This window comes from Kitasatospora sp. NPDC029312 (assembly GCF_055569215.1).
Window position 1 is genome coordinate 1 of record NZ_JBVHXY010000013.1, and the last position, 13,973, is coordinate 13,973.

14 protein-coding genes are annotated in these 13,973 nt (G+C 74.3%); 6 read left to right on the forward strand and 8 right to left on the reverse strand.

What is annotated here, in order from left to right:
- Positions 1–108: 108 nt before the first annotated feature.
- On the reverse strand, positions 109–825 hold the full coding sequence (locus ACZ4WV_RS13330; RefSeq protein WP_465745945.1) for a hypothetical protein: 717 nt from the start codon (positions 823–825) through the stop codon (positions 109–111).
- Between the two features lie 313 nt (positions 826–1,138).
- Here ACZ4WV_RS13330 and ACZ4WV_RS13335 point away from each other — a divergent pair, with 313 nt between their 5' ends.
- The 3 genes from ACZ4WV_RS13335 to ACZ4WV_RS13345 all read left to right on the forward strand — a co-directional run bounded on the left by ACZ4WV_RS13335 (position 1,139) and on the right by ACZ4WV_RS13345 (position 2,390).
- Positions 1,139–1,483: a rodlet layer protein gene (locus ACZ4WV_RS13335; RefSeq protein ID WP_465745947.1), complete on the forward strand. Its 345-nt coding sequence runs from the start codon at positions 1,139–1,141 to the stop codon at positions 1,481–1,483.
- An 85-nt stretch (positions 1,484–1,568) separates the two neighbouring features.
- Positions 1,569–1,913 carry a rodlet layer protein gene (locus ACZ4WV_RS13340; protein ID WP_465745949.1) on the forward strand — a complete coding sequence of 115 codons (345 nt, stop codon included), beginning with the start codon at positions 1,569–1,571 and terminating at the stop codon, positions 1,911–1,913.
- Between the two features lie 210 nt (positions 1,914–2,123).
- Entirely contained in the window at positions 2,124–2,390 is a 267-nt protein-coding gene (locus ACZ4WV_RS13345) for a hypothetical protein (protein WP_465745951.1), read from the forward strand.
- A 62-nt stretch (positions 2,391–2,452) separates the two neighbouring features.
- Here ACZ4WV_RS13345 and hemB read toward each other — a convergent pair whose 3' ends face one another.
- From hemB to ACZ4WV_RS13380, 7 genes are all read right to left on the reverse strand, one after another.
- Positions 2,453–3,433 carry a porphobilinogen synthase gene (gene hemB / locus ACZ4WV_RS13350; protein ID WP_465745952.1) on the reverse strand — a complete coding sequence of 327 codons (981 nt, stop codon included), beginning with the start codon at positions 3,431–3,433 and terminating at the stop codon, positions 2,453–2,455.
- Positions 3,434–3,509: 76 nt separating this feature from the next.
- A complete protein-coding gene (locus ACZ4WV_RS13355; RefSeq protein WP_465745953.1) occupies positions 3,510–5,156 on the reverse strand; it encodes a bifunctional uroporphyrinogen-III C-methyltransferase/uroporphyrinogen-III synthase in 1,647 nt (548 codons plus the stop codon).
- Positions 5,153–6,160: a hydroxymethylbilane synthase gene (hemC, locus tag ACZ4WV_RS13360; RefSeq protein WP_465745955.1), complete on the reverse strand. Its 1,008-nt coding sequence runs from the start codon at positions 6,158–6,160 to the stop codon at positions 5,153–5,155. Before hemC ends, ACZ4WV_RS13355 begins: the two co-directional genes overlap by 4 nt.
- Positions 6,161–6,201: 41 nt before the next feature.
- Entirely contained in the window at positions 6,202–7,542 is a 1,341-nt protein-coding gene (locus ACZ4WV_RS13365) for a glutamyl-tRNA reductase (protein ID WP_465745957.1), read from the reverse strand.
- Positions 7,543–7,567: 25 nt separating this feature from the next.
- On the reverse strand, positions 7,568–8,464 hold the full coding sequence (locus ACZ4WV_RS13370) for a redox-sensing transcriptional repressor Rex (protein ID WP_465746222.1): 897 nt from the start codon (positions 8,462–8,464) through the stop codon (positions 7,568–7,570).
- 107 nt (positions 8,465–8,571) lie between these two features.
- The gene (locus ACZ4WV_RS13375) at positions 8,572–9,318 is read right to left on the reverse strand and encodes a 3'-5' exonuclease (RefSeq protein WP_465745959.1); all 747 of its coding nucleotides are present in this window, start codon (positions 9,316–9,318) and stop codon (positions 8,572–8,574) included.
- A gap of 173 nt (positions 9,319–9,491) precedes the next feature.
- On the reverse strand, positions 9,492–9,767 hold the full coding sequence (locus ACZ4WV_RS13380; RefSeq protein WP_465745961.1) for a glutaredoxin family protein: 276 nt from the start codon (positions 9,765–9,767) through the stop codon (positions 9,492–9,494).
- Between the two features lie 120 nt (positions 9,768–9,887).
- Here ACZ4WV_RS13380 and ACZ4WV_RS13385 point away from each other — a divergent pair, with 120 nt between their 5' ends.
- From ACZ4WV_RS13385 to ACZ4WV_RS13395, 3 genes are all read left to right on the forward strand, one after another.
- On the forward strand, positions 9,888–10,964 hold the full coding sequence (locus ACZ4WV_RS13385; RefSeq protein WP_465745963.1) for an HAD family hydrolase: 1,077 nt from the start codon (positions 9,888–9,890) through the stop codon (positions 10,962–10,964).
- Between the two features lie 490 nt (positions 10,965–11,454).
- Positions 11,455–12,348, forward strand: a complete 894-nt coding sequence (locus tag ACZ4WV_RS13390; RefSeq protein ID WP_465745965.1) for an ECF subfamily RNA polymerase sigma factor, BldN family — start codon at positions 11,455–11,457, stop codon at positions 12,346–12,348.
- Positions 12,349–12,618: 270 nt separating this feature from the next.
- Entirely contained in the window at positions 12,619–13,911 is a 1,293-nt protein-coding gene (locus ACZ4WV_RS13395) for a DUF5667 domain-containing protein (protein ID WP_465745967.1), read from the forward strand.
- Positions 13,912–13,973 lie beyond the last annotated feature (62 nt).

The window sequence follows — 13,973 nt, forward strand, 5'->3', positions numbered from 1 at the left end:
CCCCCCCCCCACCCCCCCCCCCCCCCCCCCCCCCCCCCCCCCCCCCCCCCCCCCCCCCCCCCCCCCCCCCCCCCCCCCCCCCCCCCCCCCCCCCCGGAGCCGTGCGGCTCAGAGCCGGGTCAGGTCGGCCAGCCCGGCCACCCCGCTCTGCTGCACCACGCCCGTGGCGGCGGAGGTGGCGGTGCCGGTCAGGTCCGTCTGCTGGAGCACGCCAGTGGTGGTCGCGGTGGTGGTGTCGGCCAGGTCGTTCACCTCGTCGGTGACGGAGAGCCGCCTGGCGTCGCCGCCGAGGCTGGCGGTGGCCCCGGGGACGGCCTGCACAGCGCCGGGCACCAGGCGCGGGTCCAACTCGCCGACCTTGATCCGGCCGTCGGCCAGCTGGCCGGTGCCGTCGTGGACCAGCGCCAGCGGCTTGCCGATGTCCAGGCCCGGGGTCCTGGCCTGCAGCGGCGTGGCCGGGGCCTCCAGCAGCACCTCGCCGAGGTCGGCGCTCTGGTCGACCAGCGGCAGCGGGAGCTGGGCCTTGGCGCTCGGCCCGACCTTGCCGGTGCCCAGCTGGGGGACGAGGTGGGCCGGGATCAGCCCGTTGTCGGTGGTCCGGCCGGGCACGGGCGGCATCAGCAGCGAGGTGGGGATGCCGGCGTGGAGGTGGCTGCCCAGCGGCGTGAGCGGCACGTCCGCCGGGACCTGCTGGGTGGCCAGCTTGTCCTCCAGGGCGCCGACCTGGTCGGGACTTACCGGGGCTGCCGAGGCCGCTCCCTGGGAGGCGAGCACGCCCGCACCGACCGCCAGCAGCATCGCGCCGGCCCGCTTGGAGAACTTCATGCTTTTCACCGTTCTGCCTGTCCGTACTGGAGACGTACTGGAGATCTACGAGGGAAGACTGCGGAGTCCGCAGCCGGAAAGCAATCTCTCAACGAGTGACCGTGAGTTCGGATTGCGGGCGTTAACCGATTCGGCCTAATAATGCGACCGGAATCCACTCCAGGACGCGCCTCACGGACTCTTTTCAAAATTCCCCGTAACCTTCCGTGCCGTCATTCTTTGATCTGGACGTCAGTGACTGCAGACCGGGTCTGAGCGTTCTACGCGTTGCTACGCACGGAAAACCGAAAGCATTTCAGAGAGGGATCTCCCCATGATCCAGAAGTCCTTCGCCGCCGCCGGCCTGGCCGTCGCCGCGCTGGCCGGTGCCGCCGCTCCCGCCTCGGCCATCGGGGACGCGGACGGTGCCGCTGCCTCGATCGAGGGCAACGGTGGCACCAACTTCACCGGGACGGTCGGGAACAACAGCCCGAACTTCCACTTCCTGGACAACGCGAACGTCTGCCTCCCCGAGATCCACAACATCGCGGTCGCGGTGCTCGGTGTGGCCGTCCCGGTCGAGGTCCCGATCGCCAACAGCGGCGGCAAGCAGTACTGCACCCAGGGCATGGGCACCCAGAGCCACGGCGACGGGGGCGTGTCCCACCTGGTCGGCTGACCGCTCCCCGCGCAGCCCCCGCACCACCACTCCCCGAACCACCCTCGAATCGCTCCTCGATTCATCCTTGAGAGGAAAACCGGAAATGATCAAGAAGACCCTCGCCGCCGCCGGCCTGGCCGCCGCTGCCATCGCGATGTCCGCCGGCTCGGCTTCCGCCATCGCCGACTCGGACGGCGCCGCCACCACCCTCCAGGGCAACGGCGGCACCAACCAGACCGGCACCCACGGCAACGGCAGCGCGAACTTCCACACCCTGGACAACCCGAACATCTGCGTGCCGGAGGTCCACAACATCGCCGTCGCCGTCATCGGTGTCGCGGTTCCGGTGGAGGTGCCGATCCTGAACGTCAACCCGAAGCAGTACTGCAACGTCGGCCAGAACACCCAGGCCGCGGGCGACGGGGGTGTCTCGCACCTGATCGGCTGATCACGGGGCATGGCACGGACGGAGGGCCCGGGGAGGGAAGGTCTCCCCGGGCCCTCCGGGCTTGCGGGACGAGGAGTCCGGCTGGGCCGACGGCCCTGCCGGGTGCCGTCCGTCCGCCCGGTGCCTGGGGCGCCGGACGGACGGACGCGATGTGATCACCAGTCAGAGGAAGAGCGCCCGCTGGGGCGCTCCCACAGAGAGGGCAGATCCATGAAGAGCAAGCTGGCCAAGGCCGCCCTGACCGCAGCCGCCGCACTGGCGCTCGCGGGTGCCGCCACCCCGGCCTTCGCCCACGTCGGCCTCGCGGGCGGCGGCGGCTTCGCCGCCTCGGCCGACCAGCCGTTCCTGGGCGGCGGCGGCTGGGGCGTCGCCCACACCTCCGACGTCATCGCCGGCGGTTTCGGCGGTGGCGCCGCCACGGCCACCGAACTGGGTGGCGGCGGCGAGGGCTTCGCGCACCTCAAGGGCTGGAAGTAGCGAACCCGGAAGGCCGGGCCCCTGCGCGGGGCCCGGCCTTCCGTGTCGTCTCGAAACGCCCGCTACGGGAGCATCCGAGCGGCCTCGACCGCCCAGTAGGTGAGGATCTGCTCGGCGCCGGCCCGGCGGATCGAGGTGAGCGTCTCCAGGATGGTGCGCTCCCGCTCGATCCAGCCGTTGGCGGCGGCGGCCTCCACCATCGAGTACTCACCGGAGATCTGGTACGCGGCCACCGGCACCGGCGAGGCGTCGGCGACCTGCCGCAGGACGTCCAGGTACAGCATGGCGGGCTTGACCATCACCAGGTCCGCGCCCTCGGCGAGGTCCAGCTCCAGCTCGCGCAGGGCCTCGCGGGCGTTCGCCGGGTCCTGCTGGTAGGACTTGCGGTCCCCCCGGAGCGAGGAGTTGACCGCCTCGCGGAACGGGCCGTACAGCGCGGACGCGTACTTGGCCGTGTAGGCGAGGATGCTGACGTCCTGGTGGCCGGCCTCGTCCAAGGCCCGGCGGATGACGCGGATCTGACCGTCCATCATCCCGGACGGGCCGACCATGTGGACGCCGGCCTCGGCCTGGACCACGGCCATCTCGGCGTAGCGCGCCAGGGTCGCGTCGTTGTCCACGCTGCCGTCCTCGGCGAGCACCCCGCAGTGGCCGTGGTCGGTGAACTCGTCCAGGCAGAGGTCCGACATGACGATCAGCTGGTCGCCGACCTCCGCCACCACGTCGCGGATGGCCTGCTGCAGGATGCCGTCCGGGTTGGTGCCCTCGGAGCCTACGGCGTCCTTCACCTCGGGCAGGCCGAACAGCATGAGGCCGCCCACCCCCGCCTCGGCGGCCTCCACCGCGGCCTTCCGCAGGGAGTCCCGGGTGTGCTGGACGACCCCGGGCATGGCGGCGATCGGCTTCGGCTCGGTGATGCCCTCGCTGACGAAGGCGGGCAGGATCAGCTCCGCCGGGTGCAGCCGGGTCTCGGCGACCAGCCGGCGCATCGCCGGGCTCTGGCGCAGCCGGCGGGGACGAACGTACGGGAATTCAGCGGACACGGCTTCTCTCTCCGAACGGTTGTGCCGTGCCGGGGGCGATGGTCGATCACCGCCCCCGGCACGCTGTTGGGGGCCCTCAGCGGGCCTTGCGGCGCGAGCCCGGACGGCGCTCGCTGGGCCGGTAGACCGGCTCGCCGGCCGCCGTCGCGGTGTCGCGGCGCTTGGCCCCGAAGTCTGCCAGCGCCTGGGCCAGCGCGGCCGCCGACGGCGCCGGGGCCATCACGTCGACCCGCAGGCCGTGCTCCTCGGCGGTCTTGGCGGTCGCCGGGCCGATGCAGGCGATGACCGTGACGTTGTGCGGCTTGCCGGCGATGCCGACCAGGTTCCGGACGGTCGAGGACGAGGTGAACAGCACCGCGTCGAAGCCGCCGCCCTTGATCGCCTCCCGGGTCTCGGCCGGCGGCGGCGAGGCGCGCACCGTCCGGTACGCCGTCACGTCGTCGACCTCCCAGCCGAGCTCGACCAGGCCGGCCACCAGGGTCTCGGTGGCGATGTCGGCGCGCGGCAGCAGCACCCGGTCGATCGGGTCGAAGACCGGGTCGTACGGCGGCCAGTCCTCCAGCAGCCCGGCCGCGGACTGCTCGCCGGAGGGCACCAGGTCCGGCTTCACTCCGAAGTCGACCAGAGCCTGCGCGGTGGTCTCGCCGACCGCCGCGACCTTGATCCCGGCGAACGCGCGGGCGTCCAGGCCGTACTCCTCGAACTTCTCCCGGACGGCGCGGACGGCGTTCACCGAGGTGAAGGCGATCCACTCGTAGCGGCCGGTGACCAGGCCCTTGATGGCCCGCTCCATCTGCTGCGGGGTGCGCGGCGGCTCGACCGCGATGGTCGGCACCTCCTGCGGCACCGCGCCGTACGAGCGCAGCTGCTCGGACAGGCCGTGGGCCTGCTCCTTGGTGCGCGGCACGAGGACGTTCCAGCCGAACAGCGGCTTGGTCTCGAACCACGAGTGCGAGGCGCGGTGGGCGACCTGCTCGCCCACCACGGCTATCACCGAGGTCGCCGGGTCCACCGGGGCGGAGACCGGCGAGGGCAGCACCCGGGCGGCCTTCAGGTCGGCCGCGATGGCGGACAGCGTGGAGGTGAAGGTGCGCTGGCGGGTGGTGGTGCCGGAGAGGGTGGCGCTCAGCGCCGACTCCGGCTTGCGACCGTTGGACACCAGCGCGTTGGCGGTGGCCGGCAGCTGGCCCAGGGTGGTGCGGACCACCAGGGTGGTCTCCGGGGCGCCCAGGTCGACCGGGGCGCCGGACAGCAGCTGGGCGCCGTCCACGAAGCGGACGTCGGTACCGGCCGCGCCGCGCAGCGGGACACCCGCGTAGGCCGGGACGCCGACCGACTGGGCGACGCCGGGGATCACCTCGAAGGGGACCCCCTCGCCCGCACAGCTGAGCATCTCCTCGGCGGCGCAGCCGTCCAGGCCGGGGTCGCCGTCGACGGTGCGGACCACGTGCTTGCCGGAGCGGACGGCCTCCGCGACCAGCTTGGCCAGGTCGAAGTCGGCGCCGTCGGCCGCCGGGGTGTGCACCTGCACACCGGCCGGGCAGTGGGTGCGCACGGCCGCCGCGGTCAGCGGGTCGGCGACCAGGATGTCGGCCGAGGACAGCACCTCGACCGCGCGCAGGGTCAGCAGCCCCGGGTCCCCGGGGCCCGCGCCCAGGAACGTGCACCGTCCGGCGGGCTGGCCGGCCGGGAACAGGGCGTCGGTGGCGGCGGTGGGGCTCATCGGGCTCGCTCCCCCATCAGGGTGGCCGCGCCCGCGTCGAGCAGCCGGGCGGCCAGGGCGTGGCCGAGGGCCCGCGCCTGCTGCTCGGCGGTCTCGTCGAGGACGATCGGACCGTTGGCGGACATCTTCAGCAGGGCGGTGCCGTCGGGATCGCCGACCAGGCCGTCCAGCCGCAGTTCGTGCTCCCCGCCCCAGGTGGCCAGCGCGGCCACCGGGGCCGAGCAGCCGGCCTCCAGGGTGGCCAGCAGGGCGCGCTCGGCGGCCACGGCGACCCTGGTGGGGGCGTGGTCCAGCGCGGCGAGGGCGGCGGCCAGCCCGGGGTCGGCGGCGGCGCACTCGATCGCGAGCGCGCCCTGGCCGGGGGCCGGGATCATCAGCTCGGGGTCGAGGTGCTGGGAGATCTCGGCACCGCGGCCGAGACGGTTGAGGCCGGCCGTGGCCAGCACGACCGCATCCAGCTCGCCGCCGGTCACGTAACCGATCCGGGTGTCCACGTTGCCGCGGATCGCGACGGTCTCCAGCTGGGCGCCGCGGGCGACCGCCCAGGCGTTCAGCTGGGCCATCCGACGCGGCGAGCCGGTGCCGATGCGGGCCGGGCGGCCGGCCCCGGCCAGCTTCTCCACCAGTTCGTCCAGGTTCAGGCCCTCGGCCGCGACCAGGGCGTCCCGGACGTCCTCGCGCTCGGGGACGGCGGCCAGCACCAGGCCCTCGGGGGCGGCGGTGGGCAGGTCCTTGAGCGAGTGCACGGCGAAGTCGATCCGGCCCTCCAGCAGCGCGTCCCGCAGGGCGGAGACGAACACGCCGGTGCCGCCGATCTGCGCGAGCGCCTCCCGGGAGGTGTCGCCGTACGTGGTGATCTCGACCAGCTCGACGGGGCGCCCGGTGAGCCTGGTCACCTCGCGGGCGACCATGCCCGACTGGGCCATGGCGAGCGCGCTGCGCCGGGTGCCGAGCCGCAGGGCGGGGGCTCCCGGGGGCTGCTCGGTGAGCGGTTGACCATTCATGAGGTGATCGTCCCGGTGGTACTCGTGGGATGGCTGACGGTTCATCTGGTGCCCCCGCCGGAGGGCTGGGGCCGGCCGCTGACGGGCGTGCCCGACACGGCGTGCACGGCCGCCGGGTCGAGGTCGAACAGCTCGCGCAGGGCGTCCGCGTAGGAGGCGCCGCCCGGTTCGGCGGCCAGCTGCTTGACCCGGACGGTCGGGGCGTGCAGCAGCTTGTCGACGACGCGGCGGACGGTCTGGGTGATCTCCGCGCGGGAGCGCTCGTCCAGCTCGGGCAGCCGGGAGTCCAGCCGGCCCAGCTCGGCGGCGACCACGTCGGAGGCCATCGCGCGCAGTGCGACCACGGTCGGCGCGATCCGGGCGGCTCGCTGGGCGGCGCCGAAGGCGGTCACCTCGTCGGAGACGATCCGGGTGACCTGGTCGACGTCGCCGGCGCCGGGGCTGGCGGCGTGCGCGTGGGAGAGGCTCTCCAGGTCGACCAGCAGGGCGCCGTCCAGCTCGTGCACCGCGTGGTCGACGTCGCGCGGCATGGCGAGGTCGAGCAGGGCGAGCGGGGTGCCGACGCCACGGGCGGCGACCGCGGCGGCCACGTCCTCGGCCTTGATCACCACGCCGGCCGCGCCGGTGCAGGAGATCACCAGGTCGACGTCGGCGAGCGCCTGCGGCACCTTGGCGAGGTCGAGGGTGCGGGCCACGTCCGGGCCGAGGATCTCGACCAGGCGCTCGGCGCGGGCCGGGGTCCGGTTGGCGATCAGCAGGTCGGTGACGCCGGAGCGGACCAGCGTGGCGGCCGCCAGCGAGCTCATCGAGCCGGCGCCGACCACCAGCGCGCGCTTGCCGGCGATCTCGCCGGCGCCCGCCGCGACCTGCTCCAGGCCGAAGGTGACCAGCGACTGGCCGGCCTTGTCGATGCCGGTCTCGCTGTGCGCCCGCTTGCCGACCCGCAGGGCCTGCTGGAACAGCTCGTTCAGGCCGCGCCCGGCGGTGTGCTCGTCCTGGGCCTTGGCCAGCGCGTCGCGCAGCTGGCCGAGGATCTGGCCCTCGCCGACGACCATCGAGTCCAGGCCGCAGGCCACCGAGAACAGGTGGTGGACGGCACGGTCCTCGTAGTGGACGTACAGGTGGGAGGTCAGCTCCTCCAGGTCCACCCCGCTGTGGTGGGCCAGCAGCAGCGACAGCTCGGCGACGCCGGCGTGGAACTTGTCCACGTCCGCGTACAGCTCGATCCGGTTGCAGGTGTTGAGCAGCGCGGCCTCTGCGACGGTCGCGGAGGCGGCGGCGTCGTGCAGCAGCCGGGTCGGGACCTCACCGGTCAGCGCGGCGCGCTCCAGCACGCCGACCGGTGCCGTCCGGTGGCTCAGTCCGACGACGAGAAGACTCATGCCCGCCCCCCACAGCTCTCGGTGTTCATGCGGGCATCACCGCGGACAGCTCGCCCTCGCCGCCCTTGGCGGTCTTGCCCTTGGCCTGCTCGCCCTGGTCCTTGGTCGCCGGGTCGGCGGCGCCGCGACCCTTGGCACTGCCGCCGGCGGCCGCGCGGCGCAGCTTGGCGGCCGCCGCGCGGACCGGGCCGGGGGCGCGGTCCAGCACCGACTCGGTGCGGTCGGACTCCTCCCCGGCCTTGCGCTGCTCGTGGAAGGCGAGGATCTGCAGTTCGATGGAGAGGTCGACCTTGCGCACGTCCACACCGTCCGGGACGGTCAGTACGGTCGGGGCGAAGTTGAGGATGCTGGTAACGCCTGCCTCGACCAGCCGGTCGCAAACCTGCTGGGCGGCACCGGGCGGGGTGGTGATCACGCCGATGGAGACCTGCTGGCTCTCGACGATCGACTCCAGCTCGTCCATGTGGCGCACCGGCAGTCCGGCCGCGGTGGAACCGACCACGTTGGGGTCGGCGTCCAGCAGGGCGGCGACCCGGAAACCGCGGGAGGCGAAGCCGCCGTAGTTGGCGAGCGCGTGCCCGAGGTTCCCGATGCCGACGATGACGACCGGCCAGTCCTGGGTCAGGCCGAGCTCGCGGGAGATCTGGTAGACGAGGTACTCGACGTCGTAGCCCACACCGCGGGTGCCGTAGGAGCCGAGGTAGGAGAAGTCCTTGCGCAGCTTGGCCGAGTTCACGCCGGCCGCGGCGGCCAGCTCCTCGGAGGAGACCGTCGGCACCGACCGCTCGGAGAGCGCGGTGAGGGCCCGCAGGTAGAGGGGCAGGCGGGCGACCGTCGCTTCCGGGATGCCCCGGGCACGCGAGGGTCGGCGCGCGGCGCCCTGGTCGGGCGTCTGCGAACTGCTCTGTGGTGATCGGCCGATTGCCACGGTGCTCCTGTGGGTGAAGCTGGGCTTTGGCAGCCAGGCTATGCGTTTGTGAACGTGTGCACAAAGATGGTGTCCGATTTGTCCCGGCACAGTGACACGCATCACGCCGTCGAACCCATAGCACCGGCCTGGGTCAGGACGACTTCCGGGGCCTGGGAACCGGGCAGCCAGGGGCCGTACGGGGCCTCCCGGCGCAGCAGCGGCACGGCCGCGCCGGACGGGCGGGAGCGGGCCCGGCCCAGCCGCGGCCAGGGCAGCCGGGCGGCCTCGCGCAGCGGCGCGGCCCAGTCGTCCGGCGGGCAGGACGGCGCGCCCAGGCAGTGCCGCAGCAGCTCGGCCGTCACCCGGGCGTCGCCCAGCGCGGTGTGCGCCGGGTACCAGCCCAGGCCGGCCGCCTCCACGCAGGCCGCCAGGCCGTGGCTGCGGGCCTGCGGCAGGTGCTCCCGGGCCAGCCGCATCGTGCAGAGCAGCGGGACGGGCGGCAGCGGCACCCCGATCCGGGCGAACTCGCGGTCCAGAAAGGCGTGGTCGCAGCTGACGTGGTGGCCGACCAGCACCCGGCCGGCCAGCAGCTCCAGCAGCCTCGGGGCGATCTCCCGGAACCGCGGGGCGCCCTCGACGTCGGTCTGGCGTATCCGGTGCACGTGGGTCGGGCCGACCGGGCCCAGCGGGTCCAGCAGGGTGGCGAACTCGCCCTCGGCGCGGAGCCGCTCGTCCAGCAGCACCACCGCGATCTCGACCACCCGGTGCCGCCACGGGCTGCGGCCGGTCGCCTCGACGTCCACCACGGCGAAGCCCCGGGCGGCCCGGGGCGCTTCGGGCGTCCCAGGGGTCGGGCGGGGAAGCATGGCGGCACTCCTCGTGTGCTCAGCCCCCCATGGGCGCAAACGCGTTCGATCGTAAGCCGACCACGGCGCCCCGCCCCTAGCCGGAACGGGGTTCTTCGACAACGATTCGGCGAACCACCCCCGCCGGTCGGCGGGGGCGGTGGGCGCGGCGCGGCCCTCGGGAGGGCGGTCGCTCAGGCGCCCAGCGCGGTGCGCAGGCGGCGTTCGTCGACCCGCCAGAAGTCGTGCTGACGGCCGTCGATCAGGGTGACCGGGATCTGCTCCCAGTAGCGCCGGTACAGCTCCTCGTCCTGGGTGATGTCCTTCTCCTCGAAGGCGGCGCCGAGCTCCGCCGCCACCCGGACGATCACCTCCCGGGCCTCGTCGCACAGGTGGCAGCCGGGTTTGCCGACCAGGGTCACGGTACGGTCCGCGGGCTCGGGGTTCCTACGTCGCAGCAGTGGGCTCACCGGCCCATTGTGCGCCGCCGGAGCCGGGCGGCGGCCCGGGGGCCGCCGGGGGCAGCTGTTCACCGGGTGGGCACGGCTCCGTCACGGCCGCTCCGTGCCCGGCTGACTATGCTCAGTGGCATGGCCGTGCTCCGAAGGCTCACCCAGGCGAGGCGCTCCAGCACCGGGCGGAGCGCCCCGGCGGGCCGGGCCGTGGCCGAGGCCGGGGAAGCCGCGGCGGAGGCCGCCGAGGCCGCGCTGCGCGCCGAGCCGCAGCCGCAGCCGCAGCCGGCCGCCATCGACGCGCCCACGGCCGCCGACGCCCCGGTCGCGATCGACGCCCCGTCGGCGGCCGACGCGGTCCCGGCGCGGGCCGAGACGGCGGGCCGGCCCGGTAAGGCGCCCAAGGCCCCGGCCGAGAACCACACCCCCGATCCGGACGACCCCCGCGCCGCCGCATTCTTCGACTGCGACAACACCATCCTGCGCGGCGCCGCGATCTTCTACCTCGGCGTCGGCCTCTACCGCCGCGGCTTCCTCACCCGCCGCGACATCGCCCGCTTCGCCTGGCAGCAGGCCCTGTTCCGGCTGCACGGCACCGAGGACCCGGACCACATCTCGGACGCCCGCACCACCGCTCTCGGGCTCGTCGCCGGCAAGCCCACCGCCGACCTGGAGGCGATCTGCGAGGAGATCTTCGAGCAGGTCGTCGCCGACAAGATCTGGCCCGGCACCCGCGCCCTGGTCCAGATGCACCTGGACGCCGGCCAGCGCGTCTGGCTGGTCACCGCCGCCCCGCTGGAGGTGGCCCGGATCATCGCGCGGCGGCTCGGCATGACCGGCGCGCTCGGCACCGTCGCCGAGGCCCTGGACGGCGCCTACACCGGCCGGCTGGTCGGCGACCTGCTGCACGGCCCGGCCAAGGCCGCCGCCGTGCGCGCGCTGGCCCGGCGCGAGCGGCTCGACCTCGACCGCTGCGCCGCGTACAGCGACTCGGCCAACGACATCCCGATGCTCTCGCTCGTCGGCCACCCGTACGTGGTGAACCCGGACGGCGCGCTGCGGCGGCACGCCCGGGCGCAGGGCTGGCGGGTGCGGGACTTCCGGACCGGGCGGAAGGCGGCCCGGGTGGGCCTGCCGGCGGCGGCCGCGCTCGGGGTCGCGGGCGGCGCGACGGCGGCCGGGGTGGCGCTGCGGCGCCGGCGCCGGCGCGCCTGAACCGCCCTCCGCGCGGCCGCCGGGCCCCGTACCGCGCCCCTCCCCCGGGCGGGTGAGCGGACGTCAACCAGGCCCCTGACCTGGCCCCTCGTACGGGCGAACTCCCTTGTGCCGCAGGTCGTCCGGGCCCGCTGCAAGAACCTGTCACCCCGTGACCGGTTCTGATCGTTCGGCAGACCGGGAAAGTCGGGGGTTGCCGAGCCCGAAGGCTGGGAAACCGCCCGCAGAACCACCGAATTGGTCACCCTGGGCGCCCGAACGGTCACGTTGAGCCGGATGAACGATGACACCTCCGGTCAGTGTCAGCCGAATATGCGCATCAAATGGATCTCAAACGACCACTTCGACCACACGGTGTAGCTGTCATTGCACAAAGCGTTATTCTCTCCTGGATGCGCGTCACCCACGCGTTCCGCTCGAACGGACGCCAGGGGCGCGCTCTCCGCGCAGGCGGAGGTGATCCGTCCACAGTTCTGCCTCTGGGAGTCCCGTGTACCCACCCGTCCGGAACGACGCGCCTGCACCCTCCCGCCCGTCGTCCGCGCCCCTGCGCCCCCGCACCGGCCTCCGCGGCCGGCCCACCGCCGAGCGGCAGATCTCCACCGGCCTGGACCTGCTGCGCAACCTGCTCCGCAGCCAGCTCGCCGCCTCGCCCCAACTCGTGCCCGCCGGCGTGCCGTTCGGACACCAGCACGGCTCCGGGCCGGCGCTGCGCACCACCGCCGCCGGCTCGACCGGCACCGGCTCGACCGGCACCGGCACGCGCGGCCGCACCGGCGGCACCGGCGTCGGCCGCGGCCGCACCCGCACGGCGCCCGCCCCCGGCTACGAGACCGAGCACAACCCCATCATGGAGCTGGTCGAGCGGGCCCAGGCCGGCGAGAGCGAGGCCTTCGGCCGGCTCTACGACCACTACGCGGACACCGTCTACCGCTACATCTACTACCGGGTGGGCAGCCGGGCCACCGCCGAGGACCTCACCAGTGAGACGTTCCTGCGCGCCCTGCGCCGGATCGGCACCTTCACCTGGCAGGGCCGGGACTTCGGCGCCTGGCTGGTCACCATCGCGCGCAACCTCGTCGCCGACCACTTCAAGTCCAGCCGGTTCCGGCTGGAGGTCACCACCGGCGAGATGCTCGACTCCAACGAGTGCGAGCGCAGCCCGGAGGAGTCGGTGCTGGAGTCGCTCTCCAACGCCGCCCTGCTGGACGCGGTGCGCCGGCTGAACCCGCAGCAGCAGGAGTGCGTGACCCTGCGCTTCCTCCAGGGCCTCTCGGTGGCCGAGACCGCGCGGATCATGGGCAAGAACGAGGGCGCGATCAAGACCCTCCAGTACCGCGCCGTCCGCACCCTGGCCCGGCTGCTCCCGCCCGACGCGCGGTGAGCCGGCGGTGACCGCGGGCGCGATAGCCCGGGGGCGGCCCGGCCGCCCGTCACCGTGCGGACCCGATCGACACGTCCGGGTGAACGGTCGATCCGATGATCAGTCGTGCGTAACCGACCGCCCGCACCGCTCGTTGGCCAGCGTGCAAGCCCCCACCAGGCGTACGGTCAAGCCGAATTACGACCTGTCACCCGATGGAGTGGCTTTGGCCCGCCGAGGCAACCGTCCGGCTGGCCGGGGTGTCGACAACGACGAAGGGAGGTGTGGCCCGTGACGGCAAACGTGCTCGAGCACCGGCGGGCGAAGGCCTTCGCCGACGCGCTGGAGGCCCACCAGGCGGACCAACGCCGCGCGGCCAACGCCGAATCGGCCAACACCGCTGGCACCGAGGCGGGTTCGGTCGCAATGGCCGAACTGGTCGGCCTGACCGACGCACTCGGGGCGGTGGCCCGGCCGACACTGGACCGGGAGGTCCGGACGGTCCAACGCGCCCAGCTGATGGCCGCGTTCGAGCAGGCACTCGCCGGCGGACCGGGCGCCACGGTGCCCCGGCAGCGCCGGCACCGGACGGCCAGGACGGCGCCGCGCGGCCGGTGGAGCCGCCGCTTCGCGATCGGCGGCCTCGTCGCCGGACTCGCCGTCGGCAGCCTGGCCGGCGCCGCCGCCGCCAGCTCCAACGCCCTTCCCGGCGACACGCTGTACGGCATGAAGCGCGGCCTCGAAGGACTGCGGCTCGGCCTGGCGGACTCCGACTCCGAGCGCGGCGAGCTGCTGCTCGACAACGCCGCCACTCGGCTCGGCGAGGCCAACACCCTGGTCGGCCACGACGGCCCGGTCGGCACGCTCAGCCCGGCCACCGTCGACCGGGTGCGCCGGGCGCTGGACGACATGCACGCCGACGCGCTCAAGGGCCGTGAGCTGCTGCGCTCCGTCTACCGCAGCAACGGCTCGCTCGACCCGATGCGCGCGCTGGCCGGTTTCGCCCACGACGAGGACGGCCGCTGGAGCGAGCTGCAGAGCCGGCTGCCGGTCCAACTCACCGAGCAGGCGCACCTGGTGGACCAGCTCTTCGACGACATAAGCGAGGACGTCGCGCCCCTGCGCCTGACCCAGCCGCCCGCCAAGAACGGTGGCCCCGCCGGCACGGGAGCGGGCGGCGACTCGTCCTCCTCGACCGGCGGATCCCCGGCGGGCTCCCCCGTCGGCGGCGCGGGCAGCGGTTCGGGCGGCGACCAGCCCCAGGGCGGGGCCGGTGGCAATCGCACCGACCACACCCCGGCCAACGCCGGCACCGGCTCCACCGCCGGCAGCGGCAAGGGCGGCGGCCTGCCGAGCACCCTGCCCAGCAGCGCCCCGGACGCGGTCAACGGGCTGGTCGGCGACCTCACCAACGGGCTCACCGGCGGCGCCGGAAAGCCCTCGCCGAGCGTCGACCCGGCCCCGCCCGCGCCGCAGTCCTCCGGCACGCCCAGCGGCGCGTCCGGCGCCCCCCAGCAGGGCGTGGACGTGCCCCCGCTGGTCCCGGGGCTGCTGCCCGGTCTGCGCATCCTCGGCGGCAGCTGAGCGGCGGCTGACCGGTATCCACCCCGGGGCCCCGGCGGGACGCTTCCCCGCCGGGGCCCCGG